Annotated in this window: 24 protein-coding genes; 15 read left to right on the top strand and 9 right to left on the bottom strand. The window is 73.1% G+C overall.

Translation table 11 applies throughout. The annotated features are described in order from the left end of the window. The first annotated feature begins 5 nt into the window (after positions 1–5). Both FLP10_RS06275 and FLP10_RS06270 read left to right on the top strand, forming a co-directional pair. On the top strand, positions 6–998 hold the full coding sequence (locus FLP10_RS06275) for a sugar kinase (RefSeq protein ID WP_246150225.1): 993 nt from the start codon (positions 6–8) through the stop codon (positions 996–998). Continuing rightward, on the top strand, positions 995–1,627 hold the full coding sequence (locus tag FLP10_RS06270; RefSeq protein ID WP_149160093.1) for a bifunctional 4-hydroxy-2-oxoglutarate aldolase/2-dehydro-3-deoxy-phosphogluconate aldolase: 633 nt from the start codon (positions 995–997) through the stop codon (positions 1,625–1,627). The genes FLP10_RS06275 and FLP10_RS06270 overlap by 4 nt, the downstream gene beginning before the upstream one ends. Positions 1,628–1,637: 10 nt before the next feature. On the opposite strand, the gene FLP10_RS06265 is transcribed toward FLP10_RS06270, so the two are convergent. From FLP10_RS06265 to FLP10_RS06255, 3 genes are read right to left on the bottom strand one after another with little or no spacing between them, the layout of a single operon-like run. Further along, complete coding sequence (locus tag FLP10_RS06265) at positions 1,638–2,231, bottom strand: TetR/AcrR family transcriptional regulator (RefSeq protein WP_149160092.1); 594 nt, start codon at positions 2,229–2,231, stop codon at positions 1,638–1,640. Beyond that, a complete protein-coding gene (locus FLP10_RS17680) occupies positions 2,228–4,225 on the bottom strand; it encodes an ATP-binding cassette domain-containing protein (protein WP_168209116.1) in 1,998 nt (665 codons plus the stop codon). Before FLP10_RS17680 ends, FLP10_RS06265 begins: the two co-directional genes overlap by 4 nt. An 11-nt stretch (positions 4,226–4,236) precedes the next feature. Continuing rightward, positions 4,237–5,379: an ABC transporter permease gene (locus tag FLP10_RS06255; RefSeq protein ID WP_210418486.1), complete on the bottom strand. Its 1,143-nt coding sequence runs from the start codon at positions 5,377–5,379 to the stop codon at positions 4,237–4,239. A gap of 219 nt (positions 5,380–5,598) precedes the next feature. Here FLP10_RS06255 and FLP10_RS06250 point away from each other — a divergent pair, with 219 nt between their 5' ends. The 4 genes from FLP10_RS06250 to FLP10_RS06235 all read left to right on the top strand — a co-directional run bounded on the left by FLP10_RS06250 (position 5,599) and on the right by FLP10_RS06235 (position 9,471). Beyond that, positions 5,599–7,038 (top strand): NtaA/DmoA family FMN-dependent monooxygenase, encoded by a 1,440-nt coding sequence (locus FLP10_RS06250; RefSeq protein ID WP_149160090.1) that lies wholly within the window; start codon positions 5,599–5,601, stop codon positions 7,036–7,038. A gap of 183 nt (positions 7,039–7,221) precedes the next feature. Further along, a complete protein-coding gene (locus FLP10_RS06245) occupies positions 7,222–8,541 on the top strand; it encodes an aminotransferase class V-fold PLP-dependent enzyme (protein ID WP_149160089.1) in 1,320 nt (439 codons plus the stop codon). 184 nt (positions 8,542–8,725) lie between these two features. Further along, a complete protein-coding gene (locus FLP10_RS06240) occupies positions 8,726–9,220 on the top strand; it encodes an FBP domain-containing protein (protein WP_149160088.1) in 495 nt (164 codons plus the stop codon). 44 nt (positions 9,221–9,264) lie between these two features. Then, on the top strand, positions 9,265–9,471 hold the full coding sequence (locus FLP10_RS06235) for a hypothetical protein (RefSeq protein WP_149160087.1): 207 nt from the start codon (positions 9,265–9,267) through the stop codon (positions 9,469–9,471). A 65-nt stretch (positions 9,472–9,536) separates the two neighbouring features. Here FLP10_RS06235 and FLP10_RS06230 read toward each other — a convergent pair whose 3' ends face one another. The 3 genes from FLP10_RS06230 to FLP10_RS06220 all read right to left on the bottom strand — a co-directional run bounded on the left by FLP10_RS06230 (position 9,537) and on the right by FLP10_RS06220 (position 11,071). Then, complete coding sequence (locus FLP10_RS06230) at positions 9,537–10,295, bottom strand: SGNH/GDSL hydrolase family protein (protein ID WP_149160086.1); 759 nt, start codon at positions 10,293–10,295, stop codon at positions 9,537–9,539. A 40-nt stretch (positions 10,296–10,335) separates the two neighbouring features. Continuing rightward, on the bottom strand, positions 10,336–10,527 hold the full coding sequence (locus FLP10_RS06225; protein ID WP_149160085.1) for a DUF1918 domain-containing protein: 192 nt from the start codon (positions 10,525–10,527) through the stop codon (positions 10,336–10,338). A gap of 82 nt (positions 10,528–10,609) precedes the next feature. Continuing rightward, positions 10,610–11,071, bottom strand: a complete 462-nt coding sequence (locus FLP10_RS06220; RefSeq protein WP_149160084.1) for an SgcJ/EcaC family oxidoreductase — start codon at positions 11,069–11,071, stop codon at positions 10,610–10,612. Between the two features lie 100 nt (positions 11,072–11,171). On the opposite strand from FLP10_RS06220, the gene FLP10_RS06215 reads away from it, so the two are divergent. Then, positions 11,172–11,759, top strand: coding sequence for a PadR family transcriptional regulator (locus tag FLP10_RS06215; protein WP_210418485.1), 588 nt, complete (start codon positions 11,172–11,174; stop codon positions 11,757–11,759). 576 nt (positions 11,760–12,335) lie between these two features. Here FLP10_RS06215 and FLP10_RS06210 read toward each other — a convergent pair. Next, positions 12,336–13,874 carry a PucR family transcriptional regulator gene (locus tag FLP10_RS06210; RefSeq protein WP_246150223.1) on the bottom strand — a complete coding sequence of 513 codons (1,539 nt, stop codon included), beginning with the start codon at positions 13,872–13,874 and terminating at the stop codon, positions 12,336–12,338. Between the two features lie 198 nt (positions 13,875–14,072). Between FLP10_RS06210 and gabT the strand changes: the two genes are divergently transcribed. From gabT to FLP10_RS06195, 3 genes are all read left to right on the top strand, one after another. Beyond that, positions 14,073–15,440, top strand: a complete 1,368-nt coding sequence (gene gabT, locus FLP10_RS06205; RefSeq protein WP_149160082.1) for a 4-aminobutyrate--2-oxoglutarate transaminase — start codon at positions 14,073–14,075, stop codon at positions 15,438–15,440. Between the two features lie 113 nt (positions 15,441–15,553). Then, positions 15,554–17,023, top strand: a complete 1,470-nt coding sequence (locus FLP10_RS06200) for an NAD-dependent succinate-semialdehyde dehydrogenase (RefSeq protein WP_149160081.1) — start codon at positions 15,554–15,556, stop codon at positions 17,021–17,023. 207 nt (positions 17,024–17,230) lie between these two features. Further along, positions 17,231–18,223 carry a calcium/sodium antiporter gene (locus tag FLP10_RS06195; protein ID WP_149160080.1) on the top strand — a complete coding sequence of 331 codons (993 nt, stop codon included), beginning with the start codon at positions 17,231–17,233 and terminating at the stop codon, positions 18,221–18,223. Here FLP10_RS06195 and FLP10_RS06190 read toward each other — a convergent pair. Together FLP10_RS06190 and FLP10_RS06185 are read right to left on the bottom strand one after the other, a co-directional pair. Continuing rightward, on the bottom strand, positions 18,149–18,610 hold the full coding sequence (locus tag FLP10_RS06190) for a hypothetical protein (RefSeq protein ID WP_149160079.1): 462 nt from the start codon (positions 18,608–18,610) through the stop codon (positions 18,149–18,151). The two genes, FLP10_RS06195 and FLP10_RS06190, sit on opposite strands and share 75 nt — an antisense overlap. 1 nt (position 18,611) lies before the next feature. Continuing rightward, the gene (locus FLP10_RS06185) at positions 18,612–20,369 is read right to left on the bottom strand and encodes a PspC domain-containing protein (protein ID WP_149160078.1); all 1,758 of its coding nucleotides are present in this window, start codon (positions 20,367–20,369) and stop codon (positions 18,612–18,614) included. A 114-nt stretch (positions 20,370–20,483) separates the two neighbouring features. Between FLP10_RS06185 and FLP10_RS06180 the strand changes: the two genes are divergently transcribed. The 5 genes from FLP10_RS06180 to FLP10_RS06160 all read left to right on the top strand — a co-directional run bounded on the left by FLP10_RS06180 (position 20,484) and on the right by FLP10_RS06160 (position 24,680). After that, positions 20,484–21,683 (top strand): ATP-binding protein, encoded by a 1,200-nt coding sequence (locus FLP10_RS06180; protein ID WP_149160077.1) that lies wholly within the window; start codon positions 20,484–20,486, stop codon positions 21,681–21,683. Next, entirely contained in the window at positions 21,676–22,365 is a 690-nt protein-coding gene (locus FLP10_RS06175) for a LuxR C-terminal-related transcriptional regulator (protein WP_149160076.1), read from the top strand. The genes FLP10_RS06180 and FLP10_RS06175 overlap by 8 nt, the downstream gene beginning before the upstream one ends. A gap of 197 nt (positions 22,366–22,562) precedes the next feature. Then, positions 22,563–23,009, top strand: coding sequence for a MaoC family dehydratase N-terminal domain-containing protein (locus FLP10_RS06170; protein WP_149160075.1), 447 nt, complete (start codon positions 22,563–22,565; stop codon positions 23,007–23,009). Next, positions 23,009–23,458 carry a MaoC family dehydratase gene (locus tag FLP10_RS06165; RefSeq protein ID WP_168209115.1) on the top strand — a complete coding sequence of 150 codons (450 nt, stop codon included), beginning with the start codon at positions 23,009–23,011 and terminating at the stop codon, positions 23,456–23,458. Before FLP10_RS06170 ends, FLP10_RS06165 begins: the two co-directional genes overlap by 1 nt. 1 nt (position 23,459) lies before the next feature. Next, the gene (locus FLP10_RS06160; protein WP_149160074.1) at positions 23,460–24,680 is read left to right on the top strand and encodes a UDP-N-acetylmuramate dehydrogenase; all 1,221 of its coding nucleotides are present in this window, start codon (positions 23,460–23,462) and stop codon (positions 24,678–24,680) included. Positions 24,681–24,775: the final 95 nt, after the last annotated feature.

Genomic DNA, 24,775 nt, shown 5'->3' with positions numbered 1-24,775 from the left:
CCGTCGTGCCTGTCCCCGCATCCGACGAGTCATCCGACTCGACCACCGCGCCCGGCCGCCCTGCGGCGCGCGAAAGTGCGGCCCAGCCCGCCGCTGAGACCGCGGCCGAGCCCGCGGCCGAGCTCCTCGCCGTCGGCGAGACGATGGCGATGGTCGCGCCCGACCGCGCCGAGCCCCTCGACGCGGCCGAGCGGTTCCGCATCGACGCGGGCGGCGCCGAGTCGAACGTGGCCGCGCACGTCGCAGCCCTCGGCGGTCGGGCGGCGTGGTGGAGCCGACTCGGCGACGACGCGCTGGGGCGTCGGATCGCTCGGCAGCTCGCCGAGCGCGGCGTCGAAATGCGGGCCGAGTTCGACACCGAGCATCCGACCGGCCTCTACGTGAAGGACCCGGGTCGCGGCGTGCGGTACTACCGGGCCGGGTCGGCCGCGGCGCACCTCGTGCCTGCCGATGCCGACGCCGTCGACCTGGCCGGCATCCGCGTGCTGCACGTATCGGGCATCACCGCGGCGATCTCGGCATCGGCGGCGGAGTTCCTCGATCGCCTGATCGACCGCGCCCGCGCGGCCGGCGTGCTCGTGAGCTTCGACGTGAACCACCGCGCGGCACTCTGGTCGACCGAGACGGCGGCCGTCGCACTCGACGCGCTCGTGCGCCGGGCTCATCTCGTGTTCGTCGGGCGCGATGAGGCCGAGGCGCTGTGGGGCACGGCGACCGTCGAGACGGTGCGCGAGCGGTTCGCGACGGTGCCCGAGCTGATCGTGAAGGACGGCGAGCACGGCGCGACCGGCTTCGCCGGCGACGCGGTCGAATTCGTGCCGTCGCCGGTGATCGAGGTCGTCGAAGCGGTCGGTGCGGGCGATGCATTCGCGGGCGGATACCTCGCCGCGATGCTGGCCGGGGCCCCGCTCACCGACCGGCTGCGCGCCGGCCACGCCCGCGCGGGCATCACGCTGCAGACCACCGGGGATTTCGCTGAGGAGGCGGTACGGGCATGAGCACGACAGGGAACGAGTGGGGCGGCTGGTTCGAGGGAGCCTTCGCCGGCTCGCCGCTGATGGCGATCCTGCGGGGCATGGGTGTCGAACGATCGGCGCGCCTCGCCACCATCGCGTGGGACCTCGGCATCGACTCGGTCGAGGTGACGCTGCAGTCGCCCGACGACGAGCAGGCGCTGCGCGAGCTCGTGCGGCTCGGCGAGGCGCGCGGCAAGATCGTCGGCGCCGGCACCATCGTGACGGCCGAGCAGGTCGAGGCAGCCGCAGCCGCCGGTGCTCGGTATCTGGTGTCGCCCGGGTTCGACCCGCGCATCGTCGACGCCGCACGGACGCACGGCGTGCCCCTGCTGCCCGGTGTCGCGACCCCCAGCGAGGTGCAGGCGGCACGCACGATGGGGCTCACCTGGCTGAAGGCGTTCCCGGCGCAATGGCTCGGCGTCGACTGGTTCCGGCACGTACGCGGGCCGTTCCCCGAAGTGCGGTTCGTCGCGACCGGCGGGCTCGACGCGAGCAACGTCGAGGCGTTCCTCGACGCCGGCGTTCGGGTCGCGGCGGTGGGCTCGGCACTCGAAGACGAGAGCCAGCTCGAGCGGCTCTCCGAGGTGCTGCGGTCGCGCTCGGTCGGCTGACGCGAGGCGTTCAGTCGGGCAGCGGCCCCGTGAGGTAGTGCTGCAGGGTCGGTCCGATGCGATCGATCACCCACGCGTGATCGGCCGACGCGAGCGGCTCGATCCGCAGCACGTAGCGCGCGAGCACGAGCCCGCCGATCTGACTCGCGACGAGCGAGGCTCGTTCGGCCGCGCGCGCGGCGTCGGGTTCCGGTGCGACCCGGCGTGCGAAGGGCAGAATCGCCCGGTGCACGACGAACTCGCGCGCCTGCGCCGCGAACGCGGGATTGCGCAGCGCGCTGCGCAGCACCGCGAGCAACGCCGTGCCCTTGGGCGAGTCCCACGTGGCGAGCAGGGTCGCCAGCAGGGCTCGCCCCGCCTCGTCGGGCGGCACGTCGCGCAGCGGCGCGATCACCTGCACGGGGTCGAGCGGCAGGTCGAGCACCGCTTGCCACAGGCCGTCCTTCGAACCGAAGTGGTGCGCGATCATCGCGGGGTCGACACCGGCGCGGGCGGCGATGCGACGGGTGGTCGCGCCGTCGATGCCGTGCTCGGCGAACTCGACGCGCGCGGCGGCGATGAGGTCTTCGCGGGTCGTCGATGCGCCGCGCCGGCGGCCGATCACGCCGCGTGCTCCCCGGGTGCGGCGGATGCGCCGGCCGGTGCGGCGGCCGCCGCGGCATCGCGGTCGAGCAGCACCATGGTCTCCTCCAGGGTGGGCTCGACCGGGTCGACGGATGCCGCGACATCCGCCGCAGCGAGCACCTCGCGCACCCGGTCGCCTGGGACGCCGGCGACCCGGATGTCACGACCGCTCAGCATCGTCGGCAGCCCGGCGTCGCCGAGTGCGGTGAACGCCTGCTGCCAGGCATCCGATCGCACCAGTACCGCGGAGGTGCCCGACGTGAGATCGGCGACCGACCCGACGCCGAGCAGCCGGCCGTGCGCCATCAGCGCGAGCCTGGTGCACTGCTCGGCCTCCTGCAGGTAGTGCGTGGTGACGATGACGCCGCGCCCGGCGGACGCCTGCTCGTGGATGACATCCCAGAGCCGGGCGCGCGCGAGCGGGTCGACGCCCGACGTCGGCTCGTCGAGCACGAGCAGCTCGGGCTCGTGGCCCAGTGCGAGCGCGAACGCGAGCTGGCGCTGACGGCCCAACCCGATATCGTTCACGACGGCAGCCGACACGTCGGCGAGCGACGGGGGCAGGGCGATGGGGCCGGTGCCGTAGACCCGCGCCGCGAACTCGGCGTTCTGCGCGACCGTGATGGTGCGGAACAACCCGAGCCCCTGCGGCACGTACCCCATGCGGCGGCGCGCGGCGTCGTCGGGCGGCGTGCCGAACAGCCTGACCTCGCCCTCGTCGGGGCGCTCGAGTCCGATGAGCATGCGCAGGAACGTCGTCTTGCCGGCGCCGTTCGCCCCGATCAGGCCGAGGATCTCGCCGGGCCGCACATCGAGCGACACGTCGTCGACCGCGGAGTCTCCGCCGAACCGCCGGGTGACGTGGCGGGCCGCAGCGACCGGTGCGCCCCCTTCCGCTGGTCGAGGAGCGAGCGACGAAGGAGCACGTTCCCCTTCCGCTGGTCGAGGAGCGAGCGACGAAGGAGCACGCGTATCGAGACCCCGTGAGGTGCGCTGGTTGCGTTGGTCTCGATACGCGTCGTCGCTGCGCTCCGGCGCTACTCGACCAGCGGAGGGTGCGTCGTCGCTGCGTTCCGGCGCTACTCGACCAGCGGAGGGTGCGTCGTCGCTGCGCTCCGGCGCTACTCGACCAGCGGAAGCGGAAGCGACGGTCAGCGCGATCAGCGCGTCCTCGAGGTCGGGCGCCTCGATCGGGGTCCCGTCGGCCGGCTCCGCCGCGCCGGGCGCCACCCACGCATGACGCCGGATGCCTCGCCGCCACGACGTGGGCCCCGCGGAAGCGTCGTCGGGCAGCTCCACGATCGTGCCCGGCACCCCGGCGATGATCGCGTCGGGTGCGCCGTCGGCGATGGCCCGCCCGCCGTCGAGGGCGAGCACCGACGCCGCGCGCTGCGCCTCGTCGAGGTAGGTGGTGGCCATCAGCACCGCGGTGCCGTCGGTCGCGATGCCCGAGATGAGCCGCCACAGCTCGACCCGGCTCACCGGGTCGACCCCGGTCGACGGTTCGTCGAGCAGCACCAGCTCGGGGGAGTGCAGCATCGCGAGCACGAACCCGAGCTTCTGTCGCATGCCGCCCGACAGCGCCCGGCCGAGGCGGTCGCGTGCGTCGGCGAGGGCGGCGCGTTCGAGCAGTTCGCCTCCACGCGAGCGGATGTCACGTGCCGACATGCCGTACGACCGGCCGACGAACTCGAGGTTCTGCCGGACGCTGAGGTTCGCCCACACGCCCGAGGTCGCAGGCTGGTACCCGATGTGCTCGCGAGGCAGGGTCGACACCGATCCGGTGCCGGGGCGCACCCGGTTCGCGAACACCCGCAGCAGCGTCGACTTGCCCGCGCCGTCGCCGCCCACCACGGCGGTCACCTCGCCGCGCGGCACCTCCAGCGAGACCCCGTCGAGCGCGCGCGTCGCGCCGAAGTCGACCGTGACGCCGTCGACCGCGATGCCTGCCGCTCCGGCGCCGCCCCGTGGCATCCGCCGCTGCATCACGCACCCGCCTTCGCGTGCTGCCCGTGCTCGACGTCCGTGCCGCGCTTCGCGCGCGGCGCGACCGGCGAGATGCTGCGCCGCAGCCGCACCACCGCGAGCCCGAAGACCACCACCGCCATCACGGCGAGCACGGTGAGCGGCAGCCACAGCGCATCCCACTCGGCGCCGCGGATCATGACCCCCTGCGACACCATCGTGAAGTACGTGAGCGGCAGCAGGTACCCGATCCACCGCACGCCGGCCGCCATCGCGTCGAGCGGGAAGATCATGCCCGACAGCAGGATCTGCGGCAGCAGCGTCATGAGCGCGAGCTGGATCGCCTGACCGGTGGTCTGCGACACCGACGAGATGAGCACGCCGATGCCGAGCACGACGAACAGGAACAGCGCGGCGCCGACGATGAAGATGAGCACCGACCCGTTGAACGGCACGTCGAACAGCAGGATGCCGAGCACGGTGATGAGCGCCATGTCGAAGCTCGCGAGCAGGAAGTACGGCGTGATCTTGCCGAGAATGACCCCGCTCGCCTTCAGCGGCATCACGGCGAGCTGCTCGAGGGTGCCCGCCTCGCGCTCGCGCACCAGGCCGATGCTCGTGATGACCGTGCCGATGAAGGTCAGGATGAGGCCGATGATCGCCGGGATCATCACCCACGAGGTGGTGAGGTCGGGGTTGAACAGCACCTCGGTCTCCACGGTCGGCACGGCCGCCTGCTGCCCCTGCGCCTGGGCCTGTGCGGCCTGCTGGGCGAACGCCCCTTTCGCCTGGGCGAACAGGGTGAGCGCCGACTGCGCGGCGAACAGGTTCGAGCCGTCGACGAGCACCTGCCACTCGCCGCCGTCGGCGACGATCGCGACGTCGGCGCGGTCGTCGCGCAGCGCCTCCTCGGCGTCGTCGGCGGTGCCGTCGGCATCGGTGTCGATGATCTCGAGGTGGTCGCTCAGGTCGTCGCTGTCGCCGATCAGGTCTTCGGCGTCGGATGCCTCGCTGCCGACGACGACCACCTTCAACGTGTCGACGGTGAAGTTCGCGGCGTAGCCGAAGATCACCAGCAGCAGGATCGGCAGCACGATCAGCATCGCGAGAGTGCGGTGATCGCGGCGGAGTTCCTGGAATTCCTTGAGCATCACGGCGCGCATGGCCGCGATTATTCACCGCGTGATGAATTTCCGCAAGCGGTCATCGCCCACCGGCAGGTCGTGGCGATCGCCTCGCCCCACCCGCGCATCGTCGCACCCCGCGCGGGTATGGCGTCGGATGACGCCGTGTCACGTCGTATGGCGTCGGGTTCCCGCGTGTGACGGGCGGGGGTCGCGCAAGCGGATGCCGCTTCCTACGTTCGGCGGAGGAGGTCAGCCATGCCACGACTCATCATCGGTGCGATGGTCCGCACGATCGGCGCCTACCCGTCGGGGTGGCGGTACCCGGGTGCGCACCGCGACCCGCGCGGCGACGCGGCGGTGCTGCGCCGTACCGCCGAGGTCGCCGAGCAGGCGGGTCTCGACTACCTGTTCTTCGGCGACTGGCTCGCGACGGGGCACGACCTCGAATACCGCGACCCGTACCTCGTCGCCCGCATCGACCCGCTCTCGGCGATCACGTTCCTCGCCGGCATCACCCGGCGCATCGGGCTCATCGCCACGGCGAACACCACCTACTCCGACCCCTACGCGCTCGCCCGAGCCACCGCGTCGATCGACGTGCTGAGCGGCGGCCGTGCCGGGCTCAACCTCGTCACGGGCGCCGAGGCGCGCGCCGCCGGGAACTTCGGCCTCGACTTCCACGCCGCGAACGACGCGCGCTACGACCGGGCGGTCGAGTTCGACCAGGTGCTGCGCCGGCTCTGGGACTCGTTCGAGGACGACGCGATCGTCGCCGATGCCGAGGGCGGGGTGTACCTCGACCCCGACAAGCTCCACCCGACCGACTTCCATGGCGAGCACCTGAGCGTCACCGGTCCGCTCAACGCCGTTCGACCGGTGCAGGGCCACCTGCCGATCGTGCACGCCGGCACGTCGCCGCGCTCGCTGCTGTTCGCCGCGCAATACGCCGACCTCGCGCTCGTGGCGGTGTCGGGGCGCGAGCAGGCGTCGGCGATCCGCGAAGACCTGCGCGCCCTCGCCTTCGAGGCCGGGCGCGACGACCGCACGCTCAAGGTGATCGCCCCGGTGCTGCCCATCGTCGGCGAGACGCGAGAGCACGCTCAGCAGATCGCCGACCGGCTGAGCGAGCTCATCCAGGTCGCCGAGGACTGGCCGGATGCCCCGCCGGCGGCGTTCCCCGCGAACCGCTCGCTCGCGCACCTCGCGGGGGTCGTCGGGGTCGACCTGACGGGGCTCACCCCCGACCGTGCGATCACCGCCGACCTCGTCGCCGGGTTCACGCCCCTCGGGCAGGAGCTCGTCGAGATCGTCACCGAGCGCACCGGGCGACTGATCGGCGGCGAGCGACCGCCGACCCTGCGGCACCTGGTGGCCGCGGCGTCCGTGAGCGCGTCGATGGTCGTCGGCAGCGCGGCCGAGATCGCTGCCGAGTTCGCCGCTTGGGCCGACGCCGAGGCGGTCGACGGGTTCAACGTGCTGAGCGCGACGCAGCCCGCCCAGTTCGAGGCGTTCGCGACCGGGGTGGTGCCAGAGCTCCGCCGGCTCGGTGTGTTCCCCGAGGTCGACGACGAGGCATCCGACGCCGCCGCCGGCCGCGACCTCACGCTGCGCGAGCGGCTCGGCCTCGCCCGCCCCGAGAACGTCCACGTCGCCGCCCGCGCCGGCGACTTCCACACCGGCGTTTTTCAGGCGTAACGGGTCGGATCCCCGTTCGCGACGGCGTGTTCTCCTGAGAAACGCGCGTTTCGGCGGATTGCTCCTGAGAAAGGCAACGGGGCGGGGGATGCCTCGGCGGGCGTGTTGCGGAGTGTGTCGCGGCGTGACGGCGTCAGTCGATCGAGGATTGAGGTCGATGCGGGGCATCCGTACCGTTTCGCCATGACCACCGCCCTCGCAGGTCGACCCGCCGCGCCGACCCGCGTCGACCCGCTCGCCGCGCTCGTCGACGCCGGCCTCGAGGTTCCGGTGCTCGGCGGCCGCCGCGTACGGCACGTCAACCTCGACCTCGCTGCGTCGGCGCCGGCGCTGGCCGACGTCGCTGCGCGTGTCGAGTCGCTCGGTCCCTGGTACTCCAGCGTGCACCGAGGCACCGGCTACCCGTCCGAGCTCGCGACCGAACTCGTCGAGGAGGCACGCCGCACCGTCGCCGCGCGGCTCGGCGCCCGCGACGACGATGTCGTCGTCTTCACCCGCAACACCACCGACGCGCTCAACCTGCTCGCGACCGCGGTTCCCGGCGAGGTCGTGGTGCTCGACATCGAGCACCACGCCAACCTGCTGCCGTGGCGACAGCGACGGCTCGTGGTCGGTGCGCCGACCATCGCCGAGACGCTCGAAGCTCTCGACCGCGAGCTCGGCAGTCGCCCGGCGGCGCTCGTCACCGTCACGGGTGCGTCGAACGTCACCGGCGAGGTGCTGCCGATCGAGCGCATCGCCGCCCTCGCGCACGCGCATGGCGCACGCCTCGCGGTCGACGCCGCCCAGCTCGTGCCGCACCGCGCGATCGACCTGGCCGCATCGGGCGCCGACTACCTCGCGTGCTCGGGGCACAAGGCGTACGCACCGTACGGCGCAGGTGTGCTCGTCGGGCGCCGCGACTGGCTCGACGTCGCCCCGGCGTACCTCGCCGGCGGTGGAGCGGTCTCGCGCGTCGCGGCCGACACCGTGGCGTGGCATCCGTCGCCCGACCGGCACGAGGCCGGAACCCCGAACGTGCTCGGCATCGCCGCCCTCGCCCTCGCGCTCGACGCCCTCGCGGAGCTCGAGACATCGGCACCCGGCGCCCGCGACGCGCACGATGCCGCGCTGACCGCCCAGCTCGCCGAGGGCGTCGCCGCGATCGCGGGCGTGCGCGGTGTACGCGGCTTCGCGGATGCCTCGCAGCACGTCGGCATCGTCACCCTCGAACTCGAACGCGGGTCGGTCGGCCTCGTGGCGGCGGCCCTCTCGGCCGAGCACGGCGTGTCGGTGCGGGCCGGCAGGTTCTGCGCGCATCCGTTCTTCGACCGCATCGCGTCGCGCGGCAACGGGCTGCGCGCGAGCGTGGGTGTCGGCACGTCGTCCGACGACGTCGACCGGTTCCTCGACGCGCTGGCCCGGCTCGTCGCCGAAGGCCCGGGCGCCGAGTACGTTCGCACGCCCGACGGGTGGCGCCCCGCCGCCGACGACCGCCCGCACCCGTCGCTGCTGCACGGCTGACGCTCGCCCGGTGCATCCCGGCCCGCTCCACTCGGGTTGGGCCTGCGCCAAGGTCGATTCATGCGATCGAGTTCACCCCGGGGCATCCTCAGTCGCGCGAATCCACCTTGGCGGCCCGCGCCGTGGGGCGTCAACCCGCTGAGGCCCGTGTCTACACTGGACGGATCGTCGGAAGGGGTGGGGAATGCGACCGCTGGGCGCAGACGAGATCAGGGAATCGTTCGTGAACGCGACCGAGCTCGAGCTCGAACAGCTCGAGCTGCCGCTCGAACACCTCGTGCTCGACTGGGATCGGGTCGACGCGTTCGCCTGGCGTGATCGGCGATTCCGCAACCGCGGGTACCTCGTGACCCTCATCGAGGACCGGGCCGTCGGCTTGGTGCTGCGCGCGGCGAGCGGCGGCGGGTCGCGCTTCCGGGCGGCGATCTGCGACCTCTGCCACACGCAGCAGCCCGCCGACCAGGTGACGATGTTCTCGGCTCGACGCATCGGCGAGGCCGGCGAGCGGGGCGACACCGTCGGCACCTACCTGTGCGCCGATCTCTCCTGCCAGGAGAACGTGCGCCTGCACCCGCCGCTCGCGCCCGCCGAGGTGCGCAAGGTCACCGAGGATATGCGGGTCGCTGGCCTGCGCCGCCGCACGCTGGCGTTCGTCGAGGGCGTGCTGCAGCCGGCGTAGCGGGGCATCCGGTCGGTCGCCCTCGCCGCTGATAGCGTTCCCGAATGGATCAATCGTGGCTCGCCGGCAGCGGCGGCTGGCTGACGCTCGCCCTCGTGAACGCCGGCCTCGCGGAGCAGAAGAATCGCACCCGGCTCGGATGGTTCCTCGGCTCGCTGTTCATCGGGCTGTTCGCGACGTTCTTCATCGTCGTGATGGCTCCGGCACCCGAACCCGTCGCGGCGGCACCGCGCGAACGCGTGGGCGGCTGAGCGCGAGTCGGTCCGCGCGCGGTCGACCCGCGGCCGCGCCGACCCGCGGCCGCGCCGGCCCGCGGCTACGGCTCGACCGGTTCGAGCGTGGCGCGCTTGGCCGTTCTTCCGTCGCCTGATGACCGGCCGGTGAGCCGGCGCCCGATCCAGGGCAGCACGAACTCGCGGTAGTACGCGGCCGTGTTGCGGCTGCGCGGGCCGGGCGGTGCGGCCGCGACCTCCTCGACGCCCCACTCGGGCGGCACCGGCACGCCGATCGCGGTGAGCACGTTGCTCGCGACGCGCGCGTGGCCGAGCGAGTTCAGGTGCAGCTTGTCGGCCGACCAGTAGCGGATGTCGCGGAGCCCGCGATCGTTGAAGTTGTCGACGAACGTGACGCCATCGAGCGAGGCCAGGTCGACGAGCTTCGCGGTGAGGCGGGCGCCGCGCGCGTCGAACACCGTGCCGAGGGGCAGGTGTTCGGTCGGGTTCGCGCCGCTCAGCATGAGCACGTGGATGCCCTCGTCGCGGATGCGGTGCACGGCGGAGCGGAACCGCTCGGCGACCCGCTCTTCGGGCATCCGCGGGCGCAGCATGTCGTTGCCGCCGCCGTTGAAGCTGATCACCTCGGGGCGCAGCGCGATGGCCGCCTCGAGCTGCTCCTCGACGATGGGCCCGAGCTTGCGGCCACGGATCGCGAGGTTCGCGTACACGATCGGCTCGCGTGCGGCGCGCGCGAGGCCCATCGCGACGAGGTCGGCCCAGCCGCGCACGCTGCCGTCGGGCAGCTCATCGCCGACGCCCTCGGTGAAGCTGTCGCCGATGGCCGCGTAGGAGTGGAACATACGCTCCACGCTATCGCTGCGCGAGACGAGGTCGGATGCCTCAGGCCCCCGCCGCGTGCTCGAGCTCGCAGTCCGCGCCGGGGTAGAGCAGCGTCTCGTGGCCGTCGTCGAAGCGCACGAGGTAGGGCGGGCCGCCGCCTTCGCCTCGTACCTCGAGCACCTCGCCGTGTCGGTCGGCCTGGCCGACCTGCTTGCTGTGGATCACGAGTCGATCGCCGATCGTCGCCTGCATCGGGTCCCCCTTTCCCGCTGTTCCCAGCGTACGTCGGGGCGGCATCGCGACGCACGCATGCAAGGCGAATCCCGGGCGGCCGTCAGCGGGCGGCGTCGAGCGCGCGGCGGTTCACAGCGATGAACAGGCGGTTCTTCTTCGTGTTCTGGAACGACGCGCACGACCACGTTTCGCCGTCGCGCACCATGACGAAGGTCTGCACCTTGTCGTGCGGGATGCGCGCGCCCGTGCCGATGCCCCCGTCGGTGACGGCGATCGCGACGTCGGGCGTCGGGAACCGCAGGTCGAGCATCCGAATCGACATGCGGCTGCCGCGCTGCCACTTCGCGAAGACCGGAACATGGGCCTCGCGGATCTCGTCGCGGCCGATCGAGACGATGCCGGCGAAGATCACATAGGTCGCGTCGGGGGTGAACTCGGCGGCGTAGGCGGTGGCGTCGCCCGCGTCCCAGGCGGCGCGGATACGGGCGAGGGCGGCTTCCACGCCCACGCGATCGGATGCCTCGTCGGCATGGTGCGCGGTGAAGTTCTGCGATTCGGTCATGGCGGATGTCTCCCTGCGACGATCATCGGATGTAGTTGCACCATGCACTATAGCAAACTGCAATAATGCACGAGGGACCCGTCGCGTAGACTCCGATGTCGTGACCTCCGCCCGCCACCGACTGCAGCGTGCCGACCGCGACCTGGCCGCGCTCGCCGTGCTCGCGCTGCTGACCCAGGGCCCGAGGCATCCGTACGACCTGCACCGCTTCATGATCGACACCCGCAAGGATTTCGTGACGGGTCTGCCGCGCAGCATCTACCACGCCGTCGACAAACTCGCCCGCGACGGCCTCATCGCCGTGCACGGCAGCGAGCAGCAGGCGGGCCGACCCGAGCGCACGACCTACGAACTGACCGACGCGGGGCGCGCCGAACTGCGTCGTCGCGTGAGCCTGCTGCTCGCGACCCCCGAATCCGACGCGACGCTCTCGTACGCGGCGCTGTCGTTCATGGGTGCGCTCACCCGCGACGATGCGCTGGTCGCGCTGCGTGCCCGCATCGCCGCGCTCGACGTGCAGCGCGCGACGCTCGCAGCCGACCTCGCCGAGGCGTCGGGCGTACCGCCCATCCTGCTCGTCGAATCGCGGCTCGAGCAGGCGCGACTCGACGCCGAGCGGTCGTGGTTCGCGGGCCTGGTCGACGACCTCGAGTCGGGCGAGCTCGCCTGGCTCGACACCCGGGCCTGACCGCGCCTCCCCGCTTCCCGCTTCCCGCTTCCGGCTCCCCGCTTCCCGCTCCCCGCTTCCCGCACCCCGCTCCCGGCACCCCGCTCCCGGCTTCCCGTACCCCGCTCCCGGCTCCCCGCACCCCGCACCCCATCGTTTGGACGCGATTCGGCGGCGTCTCGCGACAGCACCAGCCGAATCGTGTCCAAACGGTGGGGTGCGGGTGTGGGTGGGGTGCGGGTGGGGTCTGGGGTGCGGGTGGGGTCTGGGGTGCGGGTGTGGGTGGGGTGCGGGTGGGGTCTGGGGTGCGGGTGGGGTCTGGGGTGTGGGTGGGGTGCGGGTGGGGTCTGGGGTGTGGGTGGGGTGCGGGTGGGGTCTGGGGTGCGGGTGGGGTCTGGGGTGCGGGTGTGGGTGGGGTGCGGGTGTGAGTGGGGTGCGGGGTGTGGGTGGGGTGCGGGGTGCGGGTGGGGTGCGGGGTGCGGGGTGCGGGTGGGGTGCGGGAAGCGGGGTGCGGGGAGCGGGGCGGCCGGGGGCGGGCGACTGGAGGAGAGAGGGGGAGGGGGACGGGGACGGGGACGGGGACGGGGTTGCGTCCGCTCAGTCGACGGCGAGCAGGGCGGCCCAGAGGTCGGCCTTCGCGTGGAAGCCCGAGAGGTCGCGGCCGAGGAGTCGTTCGGCCAGCGCGATGCGGGCGCGCACGGTGTGCCGGTGCACGCCGAGCTCGTGCGCGGCACGGTCGAACTGCCCGCCGCAGGCGAGCCAGGTGCGCACGGTCTCCACGAGCGCGGTGCCGTTCGCGGCGTCGTGAGCGACCAGGGGGTCGAGGGTCGCGAGGGCGACCGCGCGGGCGTCGGTGCGTGCCAGGAACGCGAGCACGCCCTGCCGGCTCACCTCGTCGAACCGCACGATCGTGCCGGGGCCGGCCTCGACGGCGCGCTCGCGCGCTCGCTGCGCCTGCTCGTGTGCGACCGGGATGCGGTCGTACCCGACCGGGTCCGAGAGTCCGATCGCCGCCTCGAACTCGGCGGCGAGGTCGGCGGCGACATCGGCCGCATCGGCGTCCTCGACGAGCACGACGAACCCGTCGGCGATGCGGCCGAAGAAGAGCCGGCCGCCGCGGGCGTCCGCCCGCAGCTCGAGCCGCTCGGCGAGCCGCTCGGCGTGCTCGGCGGCGGCGTCGACGACCGCGACGCGCACCGGCGCGGTCGGCAGCGGCCCCCACATCTCGGCCGCGACCTGGGCGGCGAGGTCGAGGTCGCCGGCGAGGATGCTGCGCACCAGCCCCGAGCGCAGGTGCCCCCTCGCCCGGTCGAGGTCGCGATGCTGCTCGAGCGCGAGCCCCGCGAGCGCGAGCACCGCTGTGACGACCTCGCGGCCGGCCTCGTCGAGCTCGGGGGAGTCGCCGACCGCGAGCACGCCGCGCAGCGACCCGCCGCTGCCGAGGGTCTGCAGGGTCACGCGTTCGCCGGCGTCGACCGACCGGCTCGCGCGTCGGCCTCGGCGCAGCAGATCGCGCGCGGCGCCGAGCACGGCGTCGAGCGGCGCGGTCGAGGATGTCTCGCTGCCCGCGCGGGCCGCACCGAGTCCGCCGGGCGGGAACTCGCGGTCGAGGGCGCCCGCCGCGTCGATGAGGCCCACCCATGTGCCGAGCCGGTGCGAGAGCTCGGCGAGGATCGCGCTCAGCCCGTCGGGGCGCAGGGCCGCGAGCGAGATCGCCCGCTGCGCGGAAAGCGCCCACGCCTGGCGCGCGTACGTGTCCTCGGCGACGAGGTCGGCCACCAGTCTGGCGATGGCGATGAACGGGGTACGGTACGGCACCTCGAACAGCGGCAGCCCGTGCGCGGTGCACGCGGCGACGAGCGGCTCGGGCGTGCCCGCCCGGATCACCTCGGTGCCGAACCCGAGCCCCACGACCCCGGCCTCGACGAGCCGGGCGACGTACTCGGTCGCGAACCCGTCGGATGCGCCGTCGAACTGGGTGCCGGTGGTGAGCAGCACCTGGCCCGCGCCGAGGAACGGCGTGGGGTCGGGCAGGTCGGAGGAATGCGCCCACCGCACCGGCGCCTCGCGCGCGGCGGGGTCGCCGGGCACCAGCAGTCCGAGCGCGAGCTCGCGACGGTCGAGCAGGGTCTGCACGGTGGGAAGGATCGTCGGCCTCCGGCGGGCGTGCGCACGATGCTGTACGCGGTGTCGATTGATGTGGGCCCGAGTGTACACGCTGGCGCTGAGGCATCCGGTGTCGCCCGACCTAGCATGGCCCGCGTCCCGCAGTGCCGGCGGGAAGTCCGCGCCCGATCCGCACCGAGCACGATCCGCCCCGAGTTTGGAGCCGCCATGACCCTCGTCGAAGCATCCGTCATCGCCAGAGTCGAGACCGGAGGGCCGGCGCTGCCGCAGGAGCGCCGGCTCGTGACCGCCATCCCGGGCCCGCGCTCGCAGGAACTGCTCGCCCGCAAGGCCGACGCCGTCGCCGCGGGCGTCGGCACCACCATCCCCGTCGCCGTGGTCGCCGCGGGCGGCGGCGTGGTCGTCGACGCCGACGGCAATTCGCTCATCGACCTGGGATCGGGCATCGCGGTCACCGGCGTCGGCAACGCGCACCCGCGCGTCGTCGAGGCGGTCGTCGCCCAGCTCGCCGCGTTCACGCACACCTGCTTCACCGTCGCGCCCTACGAGGGGTACGTCGCCGTCGCCGAACGGCTGAACGCCCTCACCCCGGGCGACCACGCGAAGCGCTCGGCGCTGTTCAACTCGGGCGCCGAGGCGGTCGAGAACGCGGTGAAGATCGCGCGCCGGTTCACCGGCCGCCAGGCCGTCGTCGCGTTCGACCACGCGTACCACGGCCGTACCAACCTCACCATGGGCCTCACCGCGAAGAACATCCCGTACAAGAGCGGCTTCGGCCCGTTCGCCCCCGAGGTGTACCGCGCGCCGATGTCGTACCCGCTGCGCGACGGCGGGCTCACCGGCTCCGAGGCCGCAGCGCGCGCCATCACGCAGATCGAGAAGCAGGTCGGCGCCGAGAACCTCGCCGCGATCCTCATCGAGCCCATCCAGGGCGAAGGCGGGTTCATCGTGCCGGCGCCCGGGTTCCTGCCCGCGCTCGCCGACTGGGCGCGCGCGAACGACGTCGTCTTCATCGCCGACGAGGTGCAGACCGGCTTCGCCCGCACCGGCGCCTGGTTCGCGAGCGAGCACGAAGGGCTCGTCCCCGACCTGGTCGTCACCGCGAAGGGCATCGCCGGCGGCCTGCCGTTGTCCGCGGTCACCGGCCGCGCCGACATCATGGACGCCGCGATGCCCGGCGGTCTCGGCGGCACCTACGGCGGCAACCCGCTCGCCTGCGCCGCGGCGCTCGCAACCATCGACGCCTACGAGCACGACGGGCTCATCGAGCGCGCCCAGCGCATCGGCGACCTGCTGCACGACCGGCTCGGCCGGCTCGCCGCCGACGACCCGCGCATCGGCGAGGTGCGCGGGCGCGGGGCGATGGTCGCGATCGAACTCGTCGACCCCGAGACCGGCGCGCCCGACGCAGCGCTCACCGCGAAGGTCGTGGCCCATGCCCACGCGAACGGCGTCGTGCTGCTGAACTGCGGCACCTACGGCAACGTCATCCGGTTCCTGCCGCCGCTCACCATCCCCGACGAGTTGCTGCTCGACGGCCTCGGCGTCATCGCCGATGGGCTCGCCGCGGCCTGAGCGCCGGCCAGCACACGTCGCGGGCGCAAGCCCGTGGCATCCGACCTTCGCCCGGAGCAGACTGGGCGCAGACGTCCTCGACCGGAACCACCCCTCCCACCGAACGGAACAGCATGAGCAACGAAGCCACCGAAACCGACGTCCTCGACCGGGTCGCCTCCGGCCTCTTCATCGACGGCGAATGGGTCGACGCCGAGGGCGGGCGCACCCTCGAGGTGCGCGACCCCTCCACCGGCCGCATCATCAAGCAGATCGCGGATGCCACGCCCGACGACGGCATCCGCGCCCTCGACGCCGCCGTCGCCGCGCAGGCGTCGTGGGCCGCGACCGCGCCACGCGAGCGCGGCGAACTGCTGCGCCGCGCGTTCGATACCCTCATGGCGCGCAAAGAGGAGTTCGCGCTGCTCATGACGCTCGAGATGGGCAAGCCGCTCGCCGAGGCGCGGGGCGAGGTCGCCTACGGCGGCGAGTTCCTGCGCTGGTTCGGCGAGGAAGCGGTGCGCATCCACGGCCGGTACGGGCTCAACCCCGAGGGCACCGGGCGCATGATCGTCTCGCAGCGGCCGGTCGGGCCGTGCTACTTCATCACACCGTGGAACTTCCCGCTGGCGATGGCGACGCGCAAGATCGCGCCGGCGCTCGCGGCCGGATGCACCGTGGTCGTCAAGCCCGCAGCCCTCACCCCGCTCACCACCATCGCGTTCGTGCAGCTGCTCGAGGAGGTCGGGCTGCCCCAGGGCGTCGTGAACGTCGTGACCACGTCGAAGTCGGGCGCACTGTCGGCCCCGATCATCGCCGACCCCCGCCTGCGCAAGCTCAGCTTCACCGGGTCGACCGAGGTCGGACGCACCCTCATGCAGCAGGCGGCGCAGGGGATTCTGCGCACCAGCATGGAGCTCGGCGGCAACGCGCCGTTCGTGGTCTTCGACGACGCCGACCTCGACAAGGCCGTCGAGGGCGCGATGGTCGCGAAGTTCCGCAACATCGGGCAGGCCTGCACCGCCGCCAACCGGTTCATCGTGCACGAGTCGGTCGCCGACGAGTTCGCGCGCCGGGTCGCCGAGCGGGTGCGGTCGATGAAGGTCGGGCGCGGCACGGACGAGGGGGTGCAGATCGGCCCGCTCATCGACGACGACGCGGTCGCGAAGGCCCAGGAGCTCGTGGCCGACGCGGTCTCGCGCGGAGCATCCGTCGCCGTCGGAGGCAACCGCGTCGAAAGCGAGGGCTCGTTCTACGAGCCGACCGTCGTCACCGGCGTCGTGCCCGGCAGCGAGATCCTGCGTCAGGAGATCTTCGGCCCGGTGCTGGCGATCACCACGTTCGCCGACGAGGACGACGCGGTGCGCATCGCGAACGACACCGAGTACGGGCTGGTCTCGTACGTCTTCACGCAGGACCTCGCGCGCGGCCATCGCATGATCGACCGGCTCGACACCGGCATGATGGGGCTCAACGTCGGGGTGCTGTCGAACGCGGCGGCGCCATTCGGCGGGGTGAAGCAGTCGGGCCTCGGCCGCGAGGGCGGGTTCGAGGGCATCCACGAGTTCCTCGACACGAAGTACACCCTGATCCCGGTCGACTGAGCACCGCGCGCCGCGCGGTGCGCGCCGCGCGTGCCCGGCCTGCCGCCCCTCGCGCGTGCGGCCCTGGTGCGCAATTCAGGTTCGGAGGTGTGTCGCGGGGCATCCAGCCCGCATTTCGCACGCGAGATGCCCTCCCGACCTGCATTGCGTGCCGGGGTGGGGTGGGAGGGGGTGAGTCGACCGGCTCCCGCCCAATAGTCTTGGCGCATGCCGCCCGTCGTCTGGCTCATCCTGGGCCTCGTGGCCCTCGTGATCGGGGCGGAGCTGGTCGTGCGCTCGGGCGCGCGCCTCGCGAGGCGGCTCGGCATTCCGCCGATCGTCGTGGGGCTCACGGTCGTGTCGATCGGTACGAGCCTGCCCGAGCTGGCGGTCGGCATCGACTCGGTGCGGGTGGGCGCGGGTTCGCTCGCGGTCGGCAACATCGCCGGCACGAACGTCGTGAACATCCTGCTCATCCTCGGGCTCTCGGCGGCGATCCGCCCGCTCGCGGTCGGGCTGCAGACGCTGCGCCTCGACCTGCCGATGATGGGCGGCGCGGCGCTGCTGCTGTACCTCTTCGCCGTCGACGGTGTGCTCGACGTGTGGGAGGGCGTGCCGCTCGTGCTCTTCGCGATCGTCTACACGCTGCTGCTCGTGCGCTGGACCCGGCGCGAGAGCTCCTTCGTGGCCGCCGAATTCGCCGAGGAGTATCCCGCCGAGCCCGAGGCATCCGGTTCGGCCCGCACGGTGCACACCGTGCGGGCGACCGTGATGCAGGCGATCGTGCTCGTCGCGGGGATCGCGGTGACCATCCTCGGCGCCGACTGGCTCGTCGACGGCGCGGTCGAGGTGGCGAGCGCGCTCGGGGTGTCCGACGCGCTCATCGGCCTCACCATCGTCGCGATCGGCACGAGCGCGCCCGAGCTGGCGACCACGATCATCTCCACGATCCGCGGTGAGCGCGACATCGCGATCGGCAACCTGATCGGCTCGAGCATCTACAACCTGACGATCATCCTCGGCGTCACACTGCTGGTGGCGCCGGGGGCAGTGCCGATCGAACCCGAGCTGGTGCTCATCGACCTGCCGATCATGGTGGCCGTGTCGTTCGCGTTGGCGCCGATCATGCTGTCGGGCCGGCGGGTCTCACGACTGGAAGGATCGCTGATGGTGACGGCGTACCTGATCTATCTGGGGTTCCTCGTCGTGGCGCGCACGTGAGGCGCGACGGGCGAGGCCCGCGACGCCGGCGATGAGCAGCACCGCGCCGAGCACCACGAGCGCGGCGAGCAGCATGCTGCCGGGCGACAGCGCGAACCACCACGCCGACACGGCGTCGCGCATCGCGGGATCGAGCAGGATCCAGAGCACGCCCGCCGCGACCGCGGCGAACACCAGCCCCCAGATGATCGCGCCCCAGCGCACGCGCGGTCGGGGCAACGGGGCGGATGCCGCTGGCGCGAGCCGCACGTCACGGGCTGCCGCTTCGGCGGGCGGGATGAGCTCGGTGACGGAGGTCTCGGTGACAGGGGTCTCGGATGCCGCGGGCGGCTGCGTGCCGTCGGGCGCAGGGTCGAACGGGGTCGTGGGTCGGGTGTCGTCGGCCATGTCAGTTCTCCTCGATGTCGTTGCCGGTGCGCGGATCCACGGGGAACTCGACCACCTCGATGCGCGTCGCGCCCGCGCGGATCGCGAGGATGGCGTCGGGCGTGCCGGGCTCGAGCCCGGGGCCGATCACGCGCTCCCAGCTCGACGCGCTGCCGACGCCCGCGGTGAGCTGGATTCCGTCGTAGTACTCAAACGAGAGTCCGTCGGCTCGCGCGAGCGAGATCGAGCATGATCCGCACTCGACCTCGAGCTGCAGCCGGGTACCGTCGCGGACCTCGACGGAGATGCCGCCCGCGCCCTGGAGCACGCGCATCGTCGGGGTTCCGGGCTGCGAGGCGACGCGATGGTCGAGCGAGACCCGCACGTCTCCGACCGGCTGGATGATCGTGACCGGCTGCAGTCTCCCCCCGGTCGAGCCGAACGCGAACTCGCTCGTGCGCGGCACAGCCGCCGATCCGAGCGTGCCGACGAGCAGCACGATCGTCACGAACGCGAGGAACCCGCTGCGCCGGCGCAGCGCCCCGGCGAGCACCATCGAGAGCGCGCAGACGATGGTCGCCACGGCGAGCCCGATGGGTGCGGCGTACGCCGACTGCGATCCTCCGCCGAGGGCGTACGCCGAGGCGATGCCGCCGGCCACGAGGGCGGCCCCGAAGGTCGTGACCACGTACGCGAAGCTCGTGCGCGGGCGAGTCAGCCGGCGGATGCGCCGCGCTTCCTCGGCCTGCGCCTGGAACGCGGCGGCCCTCGCTCGGTTCTCGGCGGCGACCTGGGCGCGGGCGGCCCGGTTCGCGGCGGCCTGATCCTGCTTCCAGCGGTCGTGCTCGACGCGCCACGCGTCGTACTGCGCGCGCCACGCATCGTAGTCGTCGGCGCCGGCCGGGCGTGCGGGTGCCAGGGGTTCGCCGGGTGCCAGGGGTTCGCCGGGTGCCGAAGGTTCGCCGGGTGCCAGGGGTCCGCCCGGTGCCGGAGGTTCGCCGGTCGGCGGGGCCGGTGCGGATGCTTCGCCCGGCGCCGGCACGGTGGCGTCGGCGATCGCGGCGGCGGCCGGTGCGCTCGTGGCGGGATCCGTGGCATCCGTGGCGGCCGCGGCATCCGGAGCATCCGTGGCATCCGAACCCGTGGAAGCCGGCCCACCCGCCCGGCCGGTCGCCTCGTACGCCGCGAACGCGGCCTCGGGGCCGGTCTCGCCCTCGGGGCTGCCGGCCGCGCGTCGCACCAGCCAGATCACGAGCGCGACGATGCCGCCGATGAGCAGCAGCGTCCACAGCACAGGCAGCAGGTTGATGCCGAGCGGGTTGAACCACGGGCCCGTCCAGAAGTTGCCGGCCCACACCGCGCCGAACACGCCCTGCACGAACGACGGCACGCCGAACGCGAACGGGGCGAGCCCCACCAGCAGGAACAGCGCGATGCCCACGATCGCGCTGTCGAACGTGCCGCGCAGCAGTCGCTCGAGGTGGATGCGCCCCTGCAGGTCGGGCAGCAGCAGCCACGCTGCGCCGTAGGCGAGGAACGCGAGCGGCGCGAAGAGCGCGAACACCACGAGCACGCCGCGCACCAGGATCGGGTCGATGCCGAGCCGGGCGCCGACGCCGGCGCAGACGCCGCCGATCCAGCCGGGGGTGCGAGGAATGCCGATCGAGCGCAGCCAGCCGTAGAAGCCGGGGCCCGTCGGTGCAGCGCCGGGCGAACCGGTCGCACCCGGCGCGCCCGCCGCGGGGCCGTCGGTATCGGGAGGGGTCGAGGTCGATGCCATGCTCCGATCGTGGCCGACGAGGCATCCGATCGGCCATCCGGAACCTCCCTGACGCGACCCTGAATCCCGGCTCGACCCCGTGCCGCGGCCGGTGCTGTCTGATTGGATCGGAGCATGACCGCCGCCCCGCCCGTCCGCAGCTCGCCGGCGCTCGCGCGCCGTCGCGAGTGCCTCGTCGCGGGGGTCGCGGGCGGGCTCGCCGACCACCTCGGCTGGCCGGTGCCGCTGGTGCGCGTGGTCTTCGTCGCGACCGCGCTGCTGGGCGGCGCCGGTGCGCTGCTGTACGCGTGGCTGTGGGCGTTCACGCCCTGGGCGGATGCCTCGGGGCCCGACGATCGGGTGCACCGCCGTGCGCCCGTGGCGGTGGTGCTCACGGTCGGGGCAGTGCTGGCCGCCCTCGTCGCGATCGTGCTGAGCCTCGCCGCGTACTCGTGGTCGGTGCCCGGTGCGCCGCCCTGGCTCGCACCAGTCGTGCTCGCGGTGCTGCTCGCGCTCGCCGCCGCCGCCTGGGTCGGCTTCATCGACCGACCCGACCCCGAACGCGGCCGGCGCACCGAGACGGCCGTGCGCGCGGCGCTCACCGTCGCGCTGGGCGCGCTCGCGATCGCACTGCTGCTCGGCCCGGCGCTGCGCTGGTGGCCGTACATCGCGGTCCCCGCGGCACTCGGCGTGCTCATCGGGATCGGCCTCGTCTACGCGCCGGGGCTCGTGCGCGTGTGGCGCGACTTGAACGACGAGCGCGTGCGTCGCATCCGCGACGAACAGCGCAGCGCGATGGCCGCGCACCTGCACGACTCGGTGCTGCAGACGCTCGCGCTCATCCAGAACCGGGCCGGCGCGTCGAGCGAGGCCGGGCGGCTGGCCCGCGCCCAGGAGCGCGAGCTGCGCAGCTGGCTGTTCGAAGGGGAGGCGCCCGCCGACAGCGACCTCGCCACCGACCTGCGCGACTACGCCGCCGCGCTCGAGCTCGACTACCCCGTGCGCATCGAGGTGGTCGCGGTCGGCATGAGCGACGAGCGAGCGAGTGGCGAGGTCGCCGCCGCGGCGCGCGAGGCGATGCTGAACGCCGCACGCCACGCCGGCGGCGAGGTGTCGGTGTACCTCGAGGGGTCACCGACCGCGGTCGACGTGTACGTGCGCGATCGCGGCCCCGGATTCGACCCGACGACGCTGCCCGACGACCGGCTCGGCGTGCGCGAGTCGATCATCGGCCGCATGCGCCGGGTCGGCGGTCGCGCGACGGTGCGCCCCGGCGCCGACGGCACCGGCACCGAGGTGCACCTGCGATTCGAGACGGAGCCCGCCCGTGCCTGACGAGTCATCCGCGCCGACGCATCCCGCCCTCCGCGTCGTGGTCGTCGACGATCACTCGATCTTCCGCTCGGGCCTGCGGGCCGGCCTCGACCCGGCGATTCACGTCGTGGGCGAGGCATCCGATGTGCCCTCTGCGGTCGCCGTGGTCGCCGAGACCCGACCCGATGTCGTGCTGCTCGACGTGCATCTGCCCGGCGGAACGAACACCTCCGCCTCGGGCGGTGCCGAGGTGGTGCAGCGGGTCGCCGCCGAGGTGCCCGACACCCGGTTCCTCGCGCTCAGCGTGTCGGACTCCGCGGAGGACGTGGTCGGCGTGATCCGCGCCGGTGCCCGCGGCTATCTCACGAAGGGCGCGTCGGCCGACGAGGTGAGCCGCGCCGTGCACGCGGTCGCGGGCGGCGACGCGGTGTTCTCGCCGCGGCTCGCCGGGTTCGTGCTCGACGCGTTCGGCGCCGCGGTCGGCGAGATCGCCGCGGCCGACGACGAACTCGACCGGCTCTCGGCGCGCGAGCAGGAGGTGATGCGGCTCATCGCCCGCGGGTACGCCTACAAAGAGGTGGCGGCGACGCTGTTCATCTCGGCCAAGACCGTCGAGTCGCACGTGTCATCCGTGCTGCGCAAGCTGCAGCTCTCGAGCCGGCACGAGCTGACCGCCTGGGCGACCGCCCGCCGCCTGCTGTAGACGCCCCCACCCCCCACCTCCACCCGCCCGCCACCTCCTCCCAACCCCGGGGCCACCCTTTGCCGGGGACGCTCGTTGCCGCATCACGCACCGCGGAGCGACGACAAGCGACCCCGACGCAGGGAAGGGGTGCGGCGGCGCCACCGTGGCGGCACCGGGGCGGGCGAGGCATCCGACCGTTCCGTAGACTGGCCCGCATGCCAGTGAACCCCGAGCTCCAGGGGCGCGCCCTGCCGCCGAGCGAGCCGTACCTCGTCGGCCGCGAGAAGGTGCGCGAGTTCGCGCGGGCGGTGTTCGCGACGAATCCGATCCACCTCGACGTCGACGCCGCGCGCGCCGCAGGCCACACCGACGTGGTCGCCCCGCCGACATTCGCGGTCGTGCTGCAGGCCCTCGCCCTCGACGAACTGCTCGCCCAGCCCGACACCGGCATCGACTTCTCGCGCGTGGTGCACGGCGATCAGCGGTTCACCGCGTCGCGCGCGATCGTCGCGGGCGACGAGCTCACCGCACAGCTCACGGTCACGAGCGTGAAGACGCTCGGCGCCCACTCGATGGTGTCGGCCGCGACGGCCGTCACCGATGCGTCGGGCGACCACGTCGTGACCGCGATCTCCACCCTCGTCGTGCGAGGAGACGACTGATGAACGCCAGCTCCGTAGCATCCGTGCCCGCGCCCGACTTCGACGCCCTCGCCGTCGGCGACATCGTCGCCGAGCAGTCGTTTCCGCTGACCCGCGATGCGCTCGTGCGCTACGCGGGGGCATCCGGCGACTTCAATCCCATCCACTACCGCGATGACATCGCGAAGGCCGTGGGCCTGCCGGGCGTGCTCGCCCACGGCATGCTCACGATGGGCTTCGCGGTGCAGCCGGTCGTCGACTGGGTGGGCGACCCGGGGCGCATCCGCGACTATCAGGCCCGGTTCACGCGGCCGGTCGTGGTCGACCCCGAGGTCGGCGCGGTCGTCGCCGTGATCGCGAAGGTCGGGCAGCTCGACGCCGACGCGCGCACCGCGCGCATCGACCTCACGGTGAAGGTCGGCGACGAGACGGTGCTCGGCAAGACGCAGGTCGTGGTTGGCCTCGGCTGACATGGGCGACGCTTCACGATTCAGCGACCTCACGACGCTGCGGGTCGGCGGACCGATCGGTCGGCTCGTCACTGCGACCACCCAGCGCGACCTGGTCGACCTCGCATCGGCAGCGTGGGGGTCGGGTGAGCCCTGGTTGGCGCTCGGCGGCGGGTCCAACCTGCTCGTCGGTGACGAGGGCTTCGAGGGCACCGTCATCAGGGTCGCGACGCACGGCATCGAGGTGCTTCCGGATGCCTCGCCCGGCGGTCTCGCGGCGACGGATGCCTCGGTGCACCGCGTGCGGATCCGGGTGCAGGCGGGCGAGACGTGGGACGACCTCGTCGCCTGGACGGTGGCGCAGGGGTTCTCGGGCATCGAGGCGCTCAGCGGCATCCCGGGGTCGGTCGGAGCGGCGCCGGTGCAGAACATCGGCGCGTACGGGCAGGAGCTGTCGTCGACGCTGGTCGCGATCGAGTTCCTCGACGAGGGCGCGTCGACGCCTCGGCGCATGACGGCCGACGAGCTCGAGCTCGGCTACCGCACCTCGGTGCTGAAGCAGGGCCTCGCGGGCATCGTGGTGTCGGTCGAGCTCGATCTGCACGACACCGCCGCCGAGCGCGAGGTGCTCGGCGTGGCGATCGGCTCGCCCGTGGCGTACGCGCAGCTCGCGGGCGCGCTGGGCGTGCAGCTCGGCGACCGGGTGCCGCTCGCACGCGTGCGCGACGCGGTGCTCGCGCTGCGGGCCTCGAAGGGCATGGTGCTCGACCCCGACGACCCCGACTCGGTGAGCGCGGGCTCGTTCTTCACGAACCCGATCGTCACCGAGCGGTTCGCGCGCACGTTGCCCGCCGACGCGCCCCGCTGGTACCTCGAGCCCGACGAGCCCGACGAGGTGACCCCGTTGGCCGAGCTCGCGAGCGGGTCGCCGCTCGACGCGTTCCTCGCGCATCAGGCCTCGCTCGAGGCATCCGCCGTATCCGAGCCGGATGCCGCGCCCGCCGAAACCCTCGTCAAACTGTCGGCCGCCTGGCTGATCGAGCACGCCGGGATCCGCCGCGGGTTCGCGCTGCCGGGCTCACGCGCGGCGATCTCGTCGAAGCACACGCTCGCGCTCACGAATCGCGGCGGCGCGACCGCGGAAGAGATCGCGCAGCTCGCGCGCTTCGTGCAGGGCCGTGTGCAGGCCGAGTTCGGCCTGCTGCTGCGCCCCGAGCCGGTGCTCGTCGGCATAGAGCTGTAGCGGCGACCCGAGCCCCCCGCCCGCCCCGTCGCGCGGGTACCGAATTCCTTTTTCAGGCGTAATGGGTCGGTTCGCCGCCGATCACGGCGTGTTCT

It is taken from the genome of Agromyces intestinalis (assembly GCF_008365295.1).
Taxonomy (GTDB): Bacteria; Actinomycetota; Actinomycetes; order Actinomycetales; family Microbacteriaceae; genus Agromyces; species Agromyces intestinalis.
The sequence above is the reverse complement of the archived record's forward strand: the minus strand, read 5'-3'. Positions and strand labels throughout refer to the sequence as shown.